This window comes from Cognatiyoonia sp. IB215182, from assembly GCF_033963905.1.
Classification (GTDB): Bacteria; Pseudomonadota; Alphaproteobacteria; order Rhodobacterales; family Rhodobacteraceae; genus Yoonia.
Genome location: NZ_JAXBMB010000008.1, coordinates 26,961 through 43,066, shown reverse-complemented (window position 1 = coordinate 43,066; position 16,106 = coordinate 26,961). Strand labels below are relative to the sequence as shown.

The window sequence follows — 16,106 nt, the reverse complement described above, 5'->3', positions numbered from 1 at the left end:
GTCTTAACAACAGCCGCACCGGGGCGACCAAGGCGCTGCTAGAAACGTGGCGTCTGTACGCTCTACCGCGTCGATTTTGCACTATTTTTGACCGGCTGCGCACGATAACAACAGCCCGAGAACAAAACTGATCAGATTCTTTGGGAGAGAAACGCAGATGAAGGTCCTCGTACCCGTCAAGCGCGTGATCGACTACAACGTGAAGGTCCGCGTGAAAGCGGATGGTTCCGGGGTTGATCTAGCCAACGTCAAGATGTCCATGAACCCGTTCGACGAAATTGCCGTCGAAGAGGCGATCCGCCTGCGCGAAGCGGGTAAGGTCGAGGAAGTCGTAGCGGTTTCGATTGGCGTCAAGCAGGCGCAGGAAACGCTGCGGACGGCGCTCGCCATGGGGGCCGACCGAGCGATTCTGGTTGTCGCAGCCGATGACGTGCACACCGATATCGAACCTTTGGCGGTGGCCAAGATTTTGGCGGCGGTCGTCAATGAAGAGGAGCCAGGTCTGGTCCTTTGCGGCAAGCAGGCGATTGACAATGACATGAACGCCACCGGTCAGATGCTGTCGGCGCTGCTGGGTTGGAGCCAGGCGACCTTTGCGTCTGAGGTCATCCTTGAGGGCGACGATGCGGTCGTGACCCGTGAGGTCGATGGCGGTTTGCAGACGATCAAGGTCAAGATGCCAACAATTGTGACCGTGGACCTGCGCCTCAACGAGCCGCGCTATGCCTCGCTGCCGAACATCATGAAGGCGAAGAAGAAGCCACTGGATGAAAAGACTCCCGCCGATTACGGCGTGGATGTCACCCCGCGCCTGACGGTCGTCAGCACGACAGAGCCTGAGGCACGCAAGGCCGGGATCATTGTCGGCTCGGTCGATGAGCTGGTTGAGAAACTCAAAGAAGCGGGGGCTGTGTGATGGCTGTTCTTCTGATTGGCGAAGTAACCGATGGTGCGCTGTCGGTAGATGCAACGGCCAAGGCTGTGTCTGCAGCGAAGGCGCTGGGTGATGTGACCGTGCTGTGCGCAGGCGCGTCGGCGGCAGATGCTGCGGCGGAAGCGGCGAAGATCGACGGCGTGGCCAAGGTGCTTTGTGCCGAGGATGCGGTTCTGGGCCACCGGTTGGCCGAACCGACTGCGGACCTGATCGTGTCGCTCGCAGGTGATTACAGCCATATCGCGGCGCCCGGCACGACGGATGCGAAAAACGTGATGCCACGTGTAGCGGCGTTGCTGGATGCGATGGTGATCTCGGAAGTGACGGCCATTGTGGATGCAGAAACCTTCGAGCGCCCGATCTACGCGGGCAATGCGATCCAGACGGTGAAATCGTCGGATGACAAGAAGGTCATGACGATCCGCACCGCAGGCTTTGATGCCGCGGGCATGGGAGGTTCGGCGGCTGTCGAAAACATCGATGCTGCCGGTGATCCGGGCCTTTCGGAATGGGTTGAAGACAAAGTGGCCGAGTCTGATCGGCCCGAACTGACCTCTGCCGGTGTTGTCGTCTCTGGCGGGCGCGGCGTGGGTTCGGAAGAGGATTTCGCGCTGATCGAAAAACTGGCCGACACGCTGAACGCAGCCGTTGGCGCCTCGCGCGCTGCCGTTGACAGCGGCTATGCCCCGAACGACTGGCAGGTTGGCCAGACGGGTAAGGTGGTCGCACCCGATCTTTATGTGGCCGTCGGCATCTCTGGCGCGATCCAGCACCTTGCGGGCATGAAAGACAGCAAGGTGATCGTGGCCATCAACAAGGATGAAGAGGCCCCGATCTTTCAGGTGGCCGACTTCGGCCTTGTCGCCGATTTGTTTGACGCGGTTCCTGCACTGACCGAAAAGTTGGGTTAGACTGCCACAACAGACTTTTGCTTTGGCCCGCCTGATCGCTCAGGCGGGCTTTTTTGCGCCTCCGCTCATTGGACACGCGGCGTTCTGGCTTTTGTCGTTGTTTCGCTGGTTGACCCGGTGTTGCAGGATCGAAATCTGCTGCTTTACGATGCTGAGCTGATCCAACTCTATCTTCCTCTCTTGCGCGGCGGCGCCCGATAGCGGCGGCGCTCAAAACATCCGGTTTCATATTGGAGGCAGTTTAGGATCAACATCATCCACTACGAGTGGCACCTACTCAGCAACGGTCGCTTTCGGAAGCTGAAGAAGGTCACGCAGCGCGCGCTCCATCTTCGCGCCATCATGCCGCGCTATGTCGTTGGGCACTTCGATCACGTTTTCGTTGGGCAGATACTCCATTTTGTCGCCCAAAAGAACTGTTCTGAAAACACCGCCATCATGAAGGAAAACTTGGATCGCCGCCTTGAGTTCGGGATCGTCCAGGATAGCGTTCAGGTAGTTGGAGCGCGGCGGAAGATCCGTACCAAACATGGCGGAATAGAAGAAGTCACTTTCAGTCAGAGGCTCGTCAAACTTCTGTCTTTCGCCAACCATTTCGATGATGGCATTCCCGTGTTTGCCTTGCAGATACACGTTTGGAACGTCGAATTTTTGGCCTGTAAGCGGTGTGCCGGTGATTGTCACCAATGGCCGTACCGCCTTGCTTACATCAATCTCCGGACGCTTGACCCGCGCAAGCTCAGCGGCGATTTGATCCTGCTCTGCCTTGTATGCCGCGATCCTGTCTTGACCAACGATGACTTTACTATCCTTGTCCAGCCCCAGATTGGCATCAAGCAGCGTCCGAAGTTGCGCACCATCCTTTTCAGTCAAGACCGACGAAGAAATCTGGATGACCTTCGTTTCGGGATCGTAGGCAAAGTGATCATGCGCGACATCATCAACGGTTTCAAAGGATCCAAACTCCAAAAGGAAATCCGAAAGCTTGTTGGAGACGTCCTTATTGGCCAGCGTTTCTGCCATCAATGCCTCGGCTAGATCGGGATCATTCCGGCCAAACATCAAGATAAAGTTGAGATCGCAGTCACGGGTCGTATCTTCCGTGCTCAGTTCGCCTTCATTCCAATCCGTCTTGATATTGTCGCTGATGTATTTCGAATGGAGCCGAGCATGCCTGTACGTATCTGCCATGATATCTGCATCGCTGTGCAGAATAGCGTCTTGCACAACGTCTCGGGGCGTTCCGGGTCTTTCACCAGATGTTCCGTTCGTAAAATGAGCCTGATATTGCCCCTTCACAAGGTCGCGTAGGCCGGAGAAGAAACTCGCGACACGATTTCTCAACTGCGTCGGAATGCTTGGTGGCCGTGCACCACCTGGATTGTCGGTGAATGATTGGCCCGCAACCCGCCGTGTGTCCGGAGCGTGGTCGCGATTTATTGGCACCTCGACAAATGTGGCCGTCTGTTTCGAGCTAATTTGCCGATTTGCGATGCTGTTAGGTGGCAATCCCATTGCTGCTCCAATGCATAAAGACTTCGATTTTGGAGAAAATAGGACAAAGGCCAAGACGGCGCTGTACCATACGGCATAGATTGATGGTTCGGCCAAATAATGAACTAGGAAGAGCCCAATAGAACATGTCCACGTGGCGCAAGGATATGCGATGGCTCAGGTCTCAGATATCGGTCTTGTTCCCGGATTGGCCTTGTCGTGCAACGTCAGTGCCAATGGTCCGTCTTTTGCCGCCAAGCGTGACCAACCCGGTTTGGCACCGACGATCAGGCGGGCAAACAACCGCTCCTGCACCAAGACTTCCACACCTTGATCGATCCATTCAAGACGGAGGTCACGATCAGTGTCGATTGGACCGAAACCATCCGCAGCCTCCGAAATGATGTATGCAGCTGAGTTCGCAAACGGCATGTTGTCAGGCGATGTCCATTCATCTTGCAGCGGCGCAGCGCTGCGATTGTAAAGCCAACAATCCCCGACAATCTTGCCTGCCGCATCAAGCAGATATGCATAGCCGGTCTTACCGTCATCATCCAATATCAATGAGTTGAAGCCATCCGGACTTTCAAATCGCAGTACTGCATTATCCATGCGCCAACGTTAGGCAGATTTTGACATTCAGAAAAGAGCACTGGCGGCACCTTGCGGCGCGGCAACGTCAAATCGCATAGAGCTGCTCTCTCAGCGAAGGCACAATCACGGCACTCGCATCAACATGGCAAGCCGCCCCAAGCATTTCGGATGCCGCGGCCTCTTGCGAGGGTGGGAAGAACATGCCTTCGGTGCCACGGGCCAGTGACGCCTCTGACGGGTTTGCGACAACGACGTCTTTGACCATGGGCCGCAACTCGTCAACCATGCTGGCGGTGATGAAAAGCGGATCGGCCTGCAGCTGATTTTTGCGTTCTGACCAATGCGCATCACTCAATTCTTCTTCCGAGAACCAAAGCAGGATCACACGCGGGCCAATCTGGCTGAGCAGGTTGCGCATGCGCGCCACCCACGCCTCGCGCAGTTCATGCACAACCGTGTCAAACCGTTCGAGTGATTTGGCGTGCAGTTCGCCCAGCATGTGGCGGGTGAACGAAAAGTCAGAGAAATCCACATCTTGATAGATTGCCTGTAGCACGGTCGAGGCTTTCAGGAATCGGTCATTGCGGCGGGGATGGACCGAGTAAAAGCGATTGGACAGGTGATTGGCCCCCATGATCTGCACCACTGTCATATCGGCCTCGCGACAAATCTCCATCACCGCGCGGTCGTTCACGAACACGTCGATGCCGCCGTTCACACAACCGAAATTCACACAAGTCTGGCGCATCGCCTTTTCGACAAGGACGGGAAACGGCTTTTCAATGAACTTGCCGTAGGTTTCGGTCCCACCGACAAAGGCAATGTAAGGCCGATCCAACCGCCGACGGGGGCCGCGAAACAGCATGCGCGATGCCCCGTACCGGCACGGCGCATAGGACAATTCACCGAATTCAATACGTTCCTGCTTCATTGATCCCACCTTTTTATCATTCACCCAGCGCGCAGATTCGCCGAAATGCTTTGCGAATTCGCTAATGATTGAATTTGTTTAAAATTTTCGCAGGTCCCGCGCCTTGAAGCTGCCCCCTGCACGGGCCTATGGTTCCCCCGATTGGCAAGGGGAACGGCATGACAATTGAACAAGTCGGCGTTGTGGGCGCGGGGCAGATGGGCAACGGCATTGCCCATGTCTTTGCGCTGGCAGGATATAACGTCTTGCTGAACGATATCAGCCAGGAGGCACTGCAGTCCGCCGTGGCGCTGATCGACAAGAACATGGACCGGCAGGTCGCCAAAAACCTGATCACGGACACCGAAAAGGCCGAGGCCATGCGCCGGATCGCGACGACCGGAACCCTCACCGATCTGGGCCAGACCGACCTGATCATCGAGGCGGCGACCGAGCGTGAGACGATCAAGACCGCCATTTTCGAAGATCTCGTGCCGCACCTAAAGCCCGATACGATTCTCACATCCAACACCTCATCCATTTCGATTACGCGTCTCGCGTCCCGGACGGACCGGCCGGAAAAGTTCATGGGCTTTCACTTCATGAACCCTGTCCCGATCATGCAGTTGGTCGAGCTGATCCGTGGGATCGCGACGGATGAGGCGACGTTCAGGGCCTGCCATGGTGTCGTGGAAAATCTTGGTAAAACCTCTGCCACTGCAGAGGATTTCCCAGCCTTCATCGTCAACCGCATTCTGATGCCGATGATCAATGAGGCCATTTATACGCTTTATGAAGGGGTTGGCTCGGTAGAGTCGATTGATACCTCATTGAAACTTGGAGCGAACCACCCGATGGGGCCGCTTGCGCTGGCGGACTTTATCGGGCTCGATACGTGTCTGGCGATTATGAATGTGCTGCATGACGGTCTCGCCGATACGAAATATCGCCCCTGCCCGCTTTTGACGAAATATGTTGAGGCCGGGTGGCTGGGCCGCAAATCCCAGCGCGGCTTCTACGACTATCGTGGCGAGGTGCCGGTGCCGACCCGCTAGGCACCCAAGGCAAGCTTAATCGCCAGCCCCAGCATCGTCACACCAACGATCCCGTCGAGCACAGCCCACGATTTTGGCTTGGCAAAGAACGGTGCCAGCACGCGCGCACCATAGCCGAGGATCAGGAAAAACACGCATGACGCGGCGAGTGCACCGGTGCCGAAGACCCAGCGCCCCGTGCCGTAAGTGGCCGAAACTGCGCCGATCAGGCCTACTGTGTCCAGATAAACATGCGGGTTGGCCCAGGTCAGGACCAGCGTGGTGAGCAATGCGGCCTGCAAGCTTTGCGTGGCCTGCCCTTCGGTACTCAGTGTTTCTTTTGCGGTCAGGGCTGCGTGCAAGGCCCGCATGCCATAGGCGATCAGGAAAGCGACGCCTGCCCAGCGCATGACTTCGAGCGCCCAGGGTGCCGATTGGGCGATGATGCCGAAGCCCGCAACGCCGCTGAAGATCAGCACAGCCTCGGACGCACAGCAGACGGCAACCACCGGCCCGACATGGGCGCGCCGCAGCCCCTGCCGCAGGACAAAAGCGTTCTGCGCGCCAATCGCAAGGATCAGGGAAAAGGACAGGGCGAAACCTGCCGCGAAAGTCGAGAACATCAGGGGACATCCGGTTTGTTGCCTGAGCGGGCTAACAGATGCTATTTCATGCGGCAAACGCATAATCTGAATGAAGTATAAGGCATCCTTATGTTTGATCGCACCGCCCTCGCCGCGCTTTCGGCGGTTCTGGATACCGGGTCCTTTGATGCAGCGGCGCAGAAATTGCATATGTCGCAATCGGCGATTTCGCAGCGGATCAAGAAGCTGGAGGATGATGTGGGTGCCATTCTGGTGCGCCGTATCCGGCCAGCGACGGCGACCGAGGCGGGGCGGAAGCTGCAGGCGCATGCCGAGACGATCAACCTGTTGGAGCGTGACGTGGCGCAAGCGATGGGGCGCACGCCAAAGGCGCTGGACCGACCGCTCCGCATTGTCGTGACGGCGGATTCATTGGCAAGCTGGGTCTTGCCCGCTTTGCCACGGGAAGCGCAGCTTTTCTATGATCTGGTGATTGATGATCAGGACCATTCAGCAGCATTGCTGATGCGCGGAGAGGTGGCAGCCGCGATCACATCCCGCGCGGTGGCTTTGACCAGTTGCGATGTGATCGCGCTTGGTCCGCTTCGCTATGCGGCCTTTGCGGCGCCCGAATTCGTGGCGACCCATTTCCCGGACGGTGTGACGGCTGAGGCGTTGGGGACGGCACCGGCGCTGACCTTCAACCGTAAAGACGCGCTGCAACTGAATTGGGCGTCCAAAGTGGCGGGGCGGAAGATCACCGTGTTGCCGACGCATTTTCTGCCCTCAACCCACGGAATTACCGAGGCTGCACGGGTGGGGCTCGGCTGGGCGGTGAACCCGTTGCCGTTGGTGCAACCGCTGTTTGACAACGGCGATCTCATCCGACTGCGCCCGGATATTGCGCTTGATACGCCGCTCTACTGGCAGGTCCCCCGGCAGAACAAGCAGGCGCTTGCGAAACTGACAAAAAGCCTAGTCAGCTATACGCGCAGGCTGGTTTAGCCCTTTAGGCTCAATGTCTCTTCGCGCAGCCAGGCCATGAAGCGGCGGGGGTCGGAGAGGCGGTCTTTCACCTCGTCCTGGTCAAAGACGTGGCCCACAACGGGCTTTTGCGGCCTGCCGCAGGCATTGACGATTTCGTGGATCAACAGGCTTTGCCGCAAGGTGGGGGAAAGCTGGTTGGCGATCTGATACCAGCGCGAATTGGCACCGGGGAAGAAGAGCGGGACAACCCGCGCACCCGAGGTGCGGATCATCTTGGCGGTGAAGACGTTCCATTCGTCCTCGATCACCGGACCAAACATTGAATTGGATGAGGCCACAACGCCTGAGGGGAACAGCGCGATCAGGCCATCGTTCTTCAGATGCGCCATCGCGTTTTTGCGCATCTCGACCATTTTCGCCTGCGCATCCTCGTCATGGGGAAACGGCACCGGGATCATGTATTCACCGGCGCTCTTGTCGATATTGGTCAGAAAAGCACGGGTGAGAATTTTGTAGTCCTGCCGCGCCCGCCCGATCAGATCAGCGAGGATCATGCCGTCCACCATCCCATGCGGATGGTTTGCAACCAGCACAACGGGACCGGTTTTCGGGATGCGTGCGATCTGCTCAGCAGGGGTGATCAGATCAATCCCCATCACATCCAGCGCACCGCGCCAGAACGCTGGCCCATGCAGTTTTCCCTTTTTTTCAAATTGGCGGATCATGCGGACGACATGGATTTTGCCGGTCATCCATTCGATGGTCTTGATGATCCTGCGTTTGACGGGGCTGTCGAACGTGTTTGAATAGGTCAGGCTGCCGCGATCATAAACGCGAGGGGCTTGGTCACTGCCGACAGGTGGCGTGTGTACTTTTGGCGTTGTATCGGTCAATCAACTGATCCTGTCCACAGACCCCGCGGCCCCTAGTTACCTTCGCCGAACTTGTCCGCTACCAGATCGCCGATTGCATCCAAAAGCGCCTGAGCGTCCGGGCCGCTTGTTTCAACGTCAATAAAGGTTCCAATCGACGCTGCCAACATTAAAAGCCCCATGATGCTGTCGCCGCTTGCGCACTCGCCGTCTTTGCTGATCGTGGCTTCGGCGTCAAACTCTTCGACCAGTTCCACCAGCTTGGCCGAGGCTCTTGCGTGTAGCCCCTTGATATTCTCGATCTTCATGCGGCGGGATGTCATGGGTCAGGGCTGCCATTGTGGCTGTTGATGTATTTGTGGGCGGCGGCAATGGCCGCCTCAACCGCGTCCGGCACGCTGCGTTTGCGCGATTTGGCAAGTTTGATCAGCATCGGAAGATTGGCACCATAGAGAATGCGCCTGTTCGCGGGGCTGCAAGCCCGCAATGACAGGTTCGAAGGCGAGCCGCCGAACATGTCGGTGACGATTACCACGCCATCGCCAGTGTCGACCGCATCGGCTGCGTCACAAATCTCTGTCTGCTTGGCCGCGCGGTCATCGTCGGGTCCGATTGCAATACTGATCATCCCGTCCTGATGACCAACAACGTGTTCAACTGCGGCGAGGTATTCCTGGGCCAAACCACCATGCGCAACAATCACAATACCAATCAAACCTGCGGTCCCTTGTTTCCTTGTGCTTCGCGGCGCTCGATCTCGCGGTGGCGTTTCGAAACCTGCCATCCCTCATCGGCAAGTGCCGCTGCCATGCGCTCGGTCAGAGCGACTGAGCGGTGTTGCCCCCCGGTGCACCCGAACCCGATAGAGAGGTGTGTTTTGCCCTCATCCTTATGCGCTGGCAACAGAAGATCGATGAGCGATTTGACGCGCTCAAAAAACGCGGCAAACCGTGTGTCTCCTGCCACATATGACGCGACATCGGGGTCGCGGCCGTCCCGCGCGCGCAGGTCAGGCTCCCAATGGGGATTGCGCAGAAAGCGGCAGTCGATCACGATATCAAGGCCACGTGGCAGCCCGCGTTTGTAGGAGAATGAATGCAAGGTGACGCCCAGATGCCGCCCCTCACCGGTGGCAAACCAGCGGTCGATTTCGGCGCGCAGATCATGTGGGGAAAGACCGGTTGTGTTGATAAGGACGTCGGCCCGCCCCTGCAAGGGCACAAGCAGTTCTTTTTCCTTTGCAATACCCGCCAAGGGCGGCCCTGCCGGGGCTAAAGGGTGCCGCCGCCGCGTCTCAGAGTAGCGCCGGACAAGCTCTTCCTCATCAGCATCAACATAGAGCACTTGTGGCTCATGGTCAGGTTCCGCGGAAAGCTGATCAATGATCTCAATCAGCGCATTCACCCCGAAATCCCGGTTTCGGACATCTAGGCCCAGCGCTAGCGGCCGGTTTGGCGGCGGCCCCTCAAGAAGCCGTGGCAAGAGCGACAGGGGCAGGTTGTCGATCACCTCGTAACCCAGATCCTCAAGCGCGTTGATCGCTGTGGAGCGTCCAGCCCCTGACGGGCCGGTAACAAGCACGACGCTGGGTGCTTTTGCTTGTTGTGGTTCTGGCATCACTCGCTCCGTCCTGCCTTGAGCATCTGCAGGATCGCTGGTGCGAAATGTGCACCCGCAATGCGGCTAATCAAGGGCAGATCACATCCCAGTTGTGTGATTTTGCGGTGAGGTGGCAAACGTGCCGCTTCAGTCTGATCAAGGTCAACGACCAGTCTGACTGCTGTCGGCCCCTTAGGCTCAACGTTCAGAATGCCGATCCCACGCGCCTCGATCAGCCCTTGGATTGTTGCTGGGCAGCTTGCAATCACGCGGTTTGCATCGCGGGTGAGCAGAACCCGATCATCAGCAACCAATCCGCAGCCCAACGCCATCAGTTCGAGCCCAAGCGCCGACTTCCCGCTACCTGACTTGCCAATGATGAGCACCGCGCGGTCACCCCATGCGACACAGGTCGCGTGGACCGTTTCACGGTCAGCAAGGGGTGTCATTTAAAGCGGCAAACCCACGACAAAACGCGCACCGAGCGGTTCCGAAGTCGGGTCAGCATCAGTGGGCCGGATGTTTTCGGCCCAGATCACGCCGCCATGCGCCTCCACAATCTGTTTCGAGATGGCAAGACCCAGCCCCGAATTGTTGCCGAACTGTCCTTCAGGGCGTTCGGAATAGAAACGTTGGAAAATCTTCGACAAGGCGTCCTCGGGAATCCCTGGCCCGGTATCCTCGACCACGACAAGCACCCGGTTTTCGCGTGTGCGCGCCCAGACCCGGATCGCGTCCCCCTCTTCACAGAACGAGATCGCATTGGTGATCAGGTTGACAAAGACCTGCGCCAGCCGCCCTTCAAGGCCCAGAACCTGGATCGGGGTGTCTGGCACGTCAGCGACGAAATCAATGCCGCGCGACTTCGCATCCTTGCCCAGGAATTCAAGGATGTTATCCAGCATAGTCAGCAGGTCAAAGGCCTGCTCTTCCTCTTTGACCAGTTCGCTGTCGAGGCGCGAGGCGTTTGAGATATCACTAACCAGGCGGTCCAGCCGTTTAACGTCATGCTCGATCACCTCAAGCAGCTTCTGGCGCTGGTCATCGCGTTTGGCTACACGCATTGTGCCAACGGCTGAGCGTAGCGACGCAAGCGGGTTCTTGATCTCGTGCGAGACATCCGCCGCGAATTGTTCGTTGCCTTCAATCCGCTCGTAAAGGGCGGCCACCATGGATCGTAGCGCACCGGACAATCGCCCGATTTCATCCGGCCGCGCCGTTAGATCGGGAATGCGCACCTTGACCGGCGACATTTTACGCGCGTTCTTGTCCTGACTGATTTCCGCTGCCGTGGCGAGATCAGCCAGGGGGTTAGCGATAGTCGAGGCAAGCACGAGGCTGAGACCAACGCTGACCAATATGCCCACGAAAAACAGCCGCAAGACTTGCTCACGCTCACGGCGTACAAGGCTGTCCACTTCACCCGCAGCGGTGCGCACGGCGACAACGCCCATCGCAACATCATCGCGCATGATTGGTGTGGTGACGATAAAGCTGGTAATGCCGCCAATATCTGCGACCTCCAGCTGTGTGCCATGATCGATGGCCGCCTGCACATTTTGTTGCGATAACGCGATGAGTTCTTGTTCGGGCGTCAAGCGCTCCGAATTCAGTGAGACAATGCCCACAAGCCCGTCCCAGACACGAACCAGAAAATCAGTGACCTGAGTGCCACCCGTTTGTAGTTCGAGGTCAGCCAATTGTTCAGCGTTGAGCGCACCCGTCGCCCGCGCAACAAGTGTCGTATCAGGCGCAAAAACAGAGACCTCGACCCCGCCACGCAAGCTCATGCCACGCATGGTCCGCGCGACATTGATGCCGTCCGAGGTGACAAGGTTTACTGGCGCCACGCTAGGCAACTTGGCCTCAAACACGTCGGCGATCAGTTGCGCCTCGTTGACCAGCCCGTTCGCACGCTGATAAGCGAGGCTGTCGCGCGATGGGCTGAGGTACAGCACACCTGCGATCAGCAGGATCATCGCGATGAGGTTGAAGGTGACGATCTTTCGCGCGATGGGTGAGGTGCGCAGTGCGAAAAGACCGCGACGGCGCGTGTCTGAATCATCCAGCCGGTCACTGACAACATCCGGCTCAACCCAGTCGTCGCCCAGCACAAGATCAGGCGAACGCGAACGGGCCGCTGCCCGCACCGACTTAAGGTCGCGTACGTCGATCTTGGGGGCGGCAGTCATGCCTTATTCTTCGTTGTAGCGGTACCCGATGCCATACAAAGTCTCGATCGCGGAAAACTCATTATCAGTATTGCGCATCTTCTTGCGCAAACGCTTAATGTGGCTGTCGATGGTTCGATCATCCACGTAGACTTGGTCATCATACGCGACATCCATCAGTTGGTCACGGCTTTTGACAAAGCCGGGCCGCTGGGCAAGCGCCTGCAAGAGTAGAAATTCCGTGACCGTCAGGGAAACGTCCTGTCCTTTCCACTTCACCGCATGGCGCAGCGGGTCCATCACAAGGTCGCCGCGCACCATCACCTTGGTCTCTTCGGTCTCTTCGATCTCTTCGCCGGAGATCGCATCCTGCCGGCGCAGCAACGCGCGGATCCGCTCGACCAAAAGTCGCTGCGAGAACGGCTTTTTGACGTAGTCGTCGGCGCCCATCCGGAGGCCCAGCACTTCGTCAATCTCGTCGTCTTTGGAGGTCAGAAAGATCACCGGCATCGACGTTTTCTGCCGCAGCCGCTGCAGGAGATCCATGCCATCCATCCGCGGCATCTTGATATCCAGCACCGCCATGTCGGGCATCCGCTTGTTGAACGCCTCTAAGGCCGATTGGCCATCGTTATACGTCTCAACCTCGAAACCCTCCGCCTCAAGCGTCATGGCTACGGAAGTGAGGATATTTCGATCATCGTCAACCAATGCAATTCTGGACATGCTTTTCTTCCCTCAAACGACGTCGTTGTGTTTTTTCGCCCTGCTGCTTGAGTTTTCATCGTTTTATTCAAACGAATCAATCCCTAACTGGGTCCCTGCCACATTATTGCCTTATTTGGTTCATTTTTGCCGAAACCGCGACGGTTTTGGGCATTGGCGCAGACCGCCTTGAACTTGGTTGCGCTAACATCGAAATGGTTGCGCTAACTGTGATCAGACGCACTATCGGCCCTTCAAAACTTGATGTTATGGATGTTCATCGCTGGCCATCCCGGCCGTCTCAAAAAGGAGCGAACCCATGGACCACGGCGCGGTCAACCCAAAGATGAAGCTTGAGGATCAAGGCATCACAGGGCTGGGTTATGTCTATTACAACCGCTCTGAAAAGGAACTGCACGAAGCTGCCGTTGCGGCTGGTGAGGGCGTGACGGGCAAGGGTGGCACGTTCCTTGTCACCACCGGCAAGCATACGGGCCGGTCGCCCAAGGACAAATTTGTCGTTGCCACGCCATCGGTGCAGGACACGATCTGGTGGGACAACAACCCGCCTATGGAGCCTGCGAAATTTGATGTGCTTCATGCCGATATGCTGGCCCACATGAAAGGTGGCACCTACAATGTGCAGGATTTGTTCGGCGGCGCCGACCCGGCCCACAGACTGGATGTGCGTGTCGTGACCGAACTTGCCTGGCACGGGCTCTTCATCCGCCACATGCTGCGCCGTCCGGAGGCGTCTGAGCTTGCGACCTTCACACCCGATTTCACGATCATCAACTGCCCCAGCTTCAAGGCCGATCCTGAAAAGCATGGCTGCCGTTCTGAGACGGTGATTGCGCTCAACTTCGACAAAAAGCTCATCCTGATCGGCGGCACGGAATATGCGGGCGAGAACAAGAAGTCTGTCTTCACATTGCTCAACTACCTGCTGCCCGACAAAGGCATCATGCCGATGCACTGCTCGGCCAACCATGCGCCAGGCAATCCGGTGGATACCGCCGTTTTCTTTGGCCTGTCGGGTACGGGGAAAACCACCCTATCTGCCGATCCTTCCCGTGTGCTCATCGGGGATGATGAACACGGTTGGTCCGATCGCGGCACCTTCAATTTCGAAGGCGGCTGCTATGCCAAGACCATCAACCTGAGCGCGGAGGCGGAACCTGAGATATACGCCACCTGCGAGATGCCGCATACCGTGATCGAAAACATGGTCTACGACAAAGAGACCATGGAGCTGGATTTTGAGGACGACAGCCTGACCGCCAATATGCGCTGTGCTTACCCGCTGAATTACATCTCGAACGCGTCTGAGACGGCTTTAGGCGGGCATCCAAAGAACATCATCATGCTGACATGCGATGCATTTGGCGTGCTGCCCCCGATTGCGCGGCTGACACCGGCGCAGGCGATGTATCACTTCCTGTCGGGCTTTACGTCCAAGGTGGCAGGCACTGAGCGTGGCGTGACCGAGCCTGAACCCACATTCTCCACCTGCTTCGGCGCGCCCTTCATGCCGCGCCGACCCGAGGTCTACGGCAACCTCTTGCGCAACAAAATCGCGAGCCACGGGGCCACATGCTGGCTTGTCAATACCGGCTGGACCGGCGGGGCCTATGGCACCGGGTCGCGCATGCCGATCAAGGCGACACGCGCGCTATTGGCCGCAGCCCTTGATGGTACGCTGATCGAAGGGACCTTCCGCAAGGACCCGCATTTTGGCTTTGAGGTGCCGATCTCGGTGGATGGCGTTGATGACGGCCTCTTGAACCCGCGCGACACCTGGGCCGACAAGGACGCTTATGACGCACAGGCCAGCAAATTGGTCACGATGTTCAGCGACAATTTCGAAAAATACGTCCCCTTCATCGATGATGATGTCAAAGCCGCTGCAATCGGATAAAGAGGGCGTATGATACGCCATATTATTGGCGTCGCTGCACTGAGCGTGTCAGCGGCGCTCGCCTTCGCAGATGCCACAATGTCGTCGGTACCGGTCAGCCCCGATATCTCGATCATTGAGGCCGGGGTGATCTGCCCGCCTGAGACCGTGGGAAGCAGTCCTGCGCCCGATACAATCGCTGGCACAACCCATCTGATTGAAGAAGAGCCGGAGTTTGTATCGAACACCCGCGTCGTCCCCGCGGTTCTTGGTCTTGGATTTGGCGTAAAGGCGCAAACACCCATTGTGGGTGGGATCAATCAGGTGACGATGCTTGTCACACACCCCGCCATGGGCGGGCAGGCGGTGGAAAGCCAAAGTTTCCTGACCCGGATCAGCGACCTGTCACCATCCCTGACCTTCTATCAGTTCGACTACAGCTATGAATTGTTGCCGGGTACGTGGACGATGACGGCGATGCGGGTGGATCAGGTGCTTTATCAAGTCGAATTTGAAGTCGTGCCGCCGGAAATGGTGCCAGAGCTTGCGGGTGTTTGTGGATATCTGGATCTCTTGTCCTAACCCATCACGCCGCGCCGGATCAGGTTCACACCGGCAATCACCAGTACCCACAGCGTCACGCGGCGAAACCGCTCCTGATCGAAACGATCACCCAGCTTGAACCCCAGCCACATGCCGAACATCGCCGGTATGACCAGTGCTGCCGACGCGGGCCATGTTTGCGCGTTGAGCACACCCGATTGCAGATGCCCCAGAAACAGCATGACGGAGCCAAGCCCGTAAATGACGCCCTGCACCGCCATCTGCCGGTCGCGCGGTGTGTTCAGCGCCAAGAGATACAGTACCGTCGGCGGCCCCCATGTGCCCGCCAGACCACCCAATGTGCCAGAGAGCGTGCCCGCACCCCACTCAAATGGCCGCCGCCAGCGGTCGCTGATCGCCGGACGCCATCCGGCGATCTGGATCGCGCAAAGCACGACAACCGGCACGCCCAGCACGATGAACATCGCGTTTGTCGGAATGCTTCTCAGAAACTGTGCCGAGATCAGGATCATCACACAGACCAGCGTGATGTAACGCCAGTGGTCGCGCACCGCATCCCGCGCGGCGCCGAAGCCTGCCCGTGCCACCTGCAATCCGTTTCCGAAAACGATGGGAATAATGATGCAAGCCACCACGATCTGCGGATCAATCAGGATGCCCATCCCCGAAATCATCACAAGCGGCATCGCAAAGCCGACAGCACCTTTGACAAATCCGCCCAGCAATGTGACCGCGCAGGCAAAGGCGAACAAGGCCGGAGGCAGGGTCGAAAATATTGCGTCCATATGCCCTCTTACGCCGATCCGCGCGGGGCTGCATCATGAAATGGTTGCGACACTTTTATTCATTC

General features: G+C 57.8%; 18 protein-coding genes. 6 read left to right on the top strand and 12 right to left on the bottom strand.

Features of this window, described 5'->3' with window-relative positions:
- Window positions 1-157: 157 nt before the first annotated feature.
- Window positions 158-916, top strand: a complete 759-nt coding sequence (locus SLH47_RS17130; RefSeq protein WP_320241086.1) for an electron transfer flavoprotein subunit beta/FixA family protein — start codon at window positions 158-160, stop codon at window positions 914-916.
- Window positions 916-1,845 carry an electron transfer flavoprotein subunit alpha/FixB family protein gene (locus SLH47_RS17125; protein ID WP_320241084.1) on the top strand — a complete coding sequence of 310 codons (930 nt, stop codon included), beginning with the start codon at window positions 916-918 and terminating at the stop codon, window positions 1,843-1,845. Before SLH47_RS17130 ends, SLH47_RS17125 begins: the two co-directional genes overlap by 1 nt.
- 273 nt (window positions 1,846-2,118) lie before the next feature.
- Here the strand turns inward: SLH47_RS17125 and SLH47_RS17120 are convergent, their stop codons facing one another.
- The 3 genes from SLH47_RS17120 to SLH47_RS17110 all read right to left on the bottom strand — a co-directional run bounded on the left by SLH47_RS17120 (window position 2,119) and on the right by SLH47_RS17110 (window position 4,864).
- Window positions 2,119-3,036 (bottom strand): hypothetical protein, encoded by a 918-nt coding sequence (locus SLH47_RS17120; protein WP_320241082.1) that lies wholly within the window; start codon window positions 3,034-3,036, stop codon window positions 2,119-2,121.
- A 480-nt stretch (window positions 3,037-3,516) separates the two neighbouring features.
- A complete protein-coding gene (locus SLH47_RS17115; RefSeq protein WP_320241080.1) occupies window positions 3,517-3,951 on the bottom strand; it encodes a hypothetical protein in 435 nt (144 codons plus the stop codon).
- 67 nt (window positions 3,952-4,018) lie between these two features.
- The gene (locus SLH47_RS17110; protein ID WP_320241077.1) at window positions 4,019-4,864 is read right to left on the bottom strand and encodes a DUF6473 family protein; all 846 of its coding nucleotides are present in this window, start codon (window positions 4,862-4,864) and stop codon (window positions 4,019-4,021) included.
- A gap of 158 nt (window positions 4,865-5,022) precedes the next feature.
- Here SLH47_RS17110 and SLH47_RS17105 point away from each other — a divergent pair, with 158 nt between their 5' ends.
- The gene (locus SLH47_RS17105) at window positions 5,023-5,898 is read left to right on the top strand and encodes a 3-hydroxybutyryl-CoA dehydrogenase (RefSeq protein ID WP_320241076.1); all 876 of its coding nucleotides are present in this window, start codon (window positions 5,023-5,025) and stop codon (window positions 5,896-5,898) included.
- Here SLH47_RS17105 and SLH47_RS17100 read toward each other — a convergent pair.
- Window positions 5,895-6,500, bottom strand: a complete 606-nt coding sequence (locus SLH47_RS17100) for a LysE/ArgO family amino acid transporter (protein ID WP_320241074.1) — start codon at window positions 6,498-6,500, stop codon at window positions 5,895-5,897. The genes SLH47_RS17105 and SLH47_RS17100 overlap by 4 nt on opposite strands.
- A 90-nt stretch (window positions 6,501-6,590) precedes the next feature.
- Here SLH47_RS17100 and SLH47_RS17095 point away from each other — a divergent pair, with 90 nt between their 5' ends.
- Window positions 6,591-7,466, top strand: a complete 876-nt coding sequence (locus SLH47_RS17095) for a LysR family transcriptional regulator ArgP (RefSeq protein WP_320241072.1) — start codon at window positions 6,591-6,593, stop codon at window positions 7,464-7,466.
- On the opposite strand, the gene SLH47_RS17090 is transcribed toward SLH47_RS17095, so the two are convergent.
- Genes SLH47_RS17090 through SLH47_RS17060 form a run of 7 tightly spaced genes read right to left on the bottom strand, consistent with a single transcriptional unit; the run spans window position 7,463 to window position 12,816 of the window.
- Window positions 7,463-8,341: a lysophospholipid acyltransferase family protein gene (locus SLH47_RS17090; protein ID WP_320241070.1), complete on the bottom strand. Its 879-nt coding sequence runs from the start codon at window positions 8,339-8,341 to the stop codon at window positions 7,463-7,465. The two genes, SLH47_RS17095 and SLH47_RS17090, sit on opposite strands and share 4 nt — an antisense overlap.
- A 32-nt stretch (window positions 8,342-8,373) precedes the next feature.
- Complete coding sequence (locus SLH47_RS17085) at window positions 8,374-8,643, bottom strand: HPr family phosphocarrier protein (RefSeq protein ID WP_320241068.1); 270 nt, start codon at window positions 8,641-8,643, stop codon at window positions 8,374-8,376.
- Window positions 8,640-9,035: a PTS fructose transporter subunit IIA gene (locus SLH47_RS17080; protein WP_320241066.1), complete on the bottom strand. Its 396-nt coding sequence runs from the start codon at window positions 9,033-9,035 to the stop codon at window positions 8,640-8,642. Before SLH47_RS17080 ends, SLH47_RS17085 begins: the two co-directional genes overlap by 4 nt.
- On the bottom strand, window positions 9,032-9,937 hold the full coding sequence (gene rapZ / locus SLH47_RS17075) for an RNase adapter RapZ (RefSeq protein WP_320241064.1): 906 nt from the start codon (window positions 9,935-9,937) through the stop codon (window positions 9,032-9,034). Before rapZ ends, SLH47_RS17080 begins: the two co-directional genes overlap by 4 nt.
- Window positions 9,937-10,368 (bottom strand): HPr kinase/phosphatase C-terminal domain-containing protein, encoded by a 432-nt coding sequence (locus SLH47_RS17070; RefSeq protein WP_320241062.1) that lies wholly within the window; start codon window positions 10,366-10,368, stop codon window positions 9,937-9,939. The genes rapZ and SLH47_RS17070 overlap by 1 nt, the downstream gene beginning before the upstream one ends.
- On the bottom strand, window positions 10,369-12,111 hold the full coding sequence (locus SLH47_RS17065) for a sensor histidine kinase (RefSeq protein ID WP_320241060.1): 1,743 nt from the start codon (window positions 12,109-12,111) through the stop codon (window positions 10,369-10,371).
- A 3-nt stretch (window positions 12,112-12,114) separates the two neighbouring features.
- Window positions 12,115-12,816, bottom strand: a complete 702-nt coding sequence (locus tag SLH47_RS17060) for a response regulator transcription factor (RefSeq protein ID WP_320241058.1) — start codon at window positions 12,814-12,816, stop codon at window positions 12,115-12,117.
- Window positions 12,817-13,114: 298 nt separating this feature from the next.
- On the opposite strand from SLH47_RS17060, the gene SLH47_RS17055 reads away from it, so the two are divergent.
- On the top strand, window positions 13,115-14,713 hold the full coding sequence (locus SLH47_RS17055) for a phosphoenolpyruvate carboxykinase (protein WP_320241056.1): 1,599 nt from the start codon (window positions 13,115-13,117) through the stop codon (window positions 14,711-14,713).
- 9 nt (window positions 14,714-14,722) lie between these two features.
- Window positions 14,723-15,274 (top strand): DUF3859 domain-containing protein, encoded by a 552-nt coding sequence (locus SLH47_RS17050; protein WP_320241055.1) that lies wholly within the window; start codon window positions 14,723-14,725, stop codon window positions 15,272-15,274.
- Here SLH47_RS17050 and SLH47_RS17045 read toward each other — a convergent pair.
- On the bottom strand, window positions 15,271-16,041 hold the full coding sequence (locus SLH47_RS17045) for a sulfite exporter TauE/SafE family protein (RefSeq protein WP_320241054.1): 771 nt from the start codon (window positions 16,039-16,041) through the stop codon (window positions 15,271-15,273). The two genes, SLH47_RS17050 and SLH47_RS17045, sit on opposite strands and share 4 nt — an antisense overlap.
- Window positions 16,042-16,106 lie beyond the last annotated feature (65 nt).

Bases quoted from the DNA above. Each gene is read 5' to 3' on its own strand.
- SLH47_RS17130 (WP_320241086.1), top strand. From the start codon at position 158: ATGAAGGTCCTCGTACCCGTCAAGCGCGTGATCGACTACAACGTGAAG.
- SLH47_RS17125 (WP_320241084.1), top strand. From the start codon at position 916: ATGGCTGTTCTTCTGATTGGCGAAGTAACCGATGGTGCGCTGTCGGTA.
- SLH47_RS17120 (WP_320241082.1), bottom strand. From the start codon at position 3,036: ATGGCAGATACGTACAGGCATGCTCGGCTCCATTCGAAATACATCAGC.
- SLH47_RS17115 (WP_320241080.1), bottom strand. From the start codon at position 3,951: ATGGATAATGCAGTACTGCGATTTGAAAGTCCGGATGGCTTCAACTCA.
- SLH47_RS17110 (WP_320241077.1), bottom strand. From the start codon at position 4,864: ATGAAGCAGGAACGTATTGAATTCGGTGAATTGTCCTATGCGCCGTGC.
- SLH47_RS17105 (WP_320241076.1), top strand. From the start codon at position 5,023: ATGACAATTGAACAAGTCGGCGTTGTGGGCGCGGGGCAGATGGGCAAC.
- SLH47_RS17100 (WP_320241074.1), bottom strand. From the start codon at position 6,500: ATGTTCTCGACTTTCGCGGCAGGTTTCGCCCTGTCCTTTTCCCTGATC.
- SLH47_RS17095 (WP_320241072.1), top strand. From the start codon at position 6,591: ATGTTTGATCGCACCGCCCTCGCCGCGCTTTCGGCGGTTCTGGATACC.
- SLH47_RS17085 (WP_320241068.1), bottom strand. From the start codon at position 8,643: ATGACATCCCGCCGCATGAAGATCGAGAATATCAAGGGGCTACACGCA.
- rapZ (WP_320241064.1), bottom strand. From the start codon at position 9,937: ATGCCAGAACCACAACAAGCAAAAGCACCCAGCGTCGTGCTTGTTACC.
- SLH47_RS17070 (WP_320241062.1), bottom strand. From the start codon at position 10,368: ATGACACCCCTTGCTGACCGTGAAACGGTCCACGCGACCTGTGTCGCA.
- SLH47_RS17065 (WP_320241060.1), bottom strand. From the start codon at position 12,111: ATGACTGCCGCCCCCAAGATCGACGTACGCGACCTTAAGTCGGTGCGG.
- SLH47_RS17060 (WP_320241058.1), bottom strand. From the start codon at position 12,816: ATGTCCAGAATTGCATTGGTTGACGATGATCGAAATATCCTCACTTCC.
- SLH47_RS17055 (WP_320241056.1), top strand. From the start codon at position 13,115: ATGGACCACGGCGCGGTCAACCCAAAGATGAAGCTTGAGGATCAAGGC.
- SLH47_RS17050 (WP_320241055.1), top strand. From the start codon at position 14,723: ATGATACGCCATATTATTGGCGTCGCTGCACTGAGCGTGTCAGCGGCG.
- SLH47_RS17045 (WP_320241054.1), bottom strand. From the start codon at position 16,041: ATGGACGCAATATTTTCGACCCTGCCTCCGGCCTTGTTCGCCTTTGCC.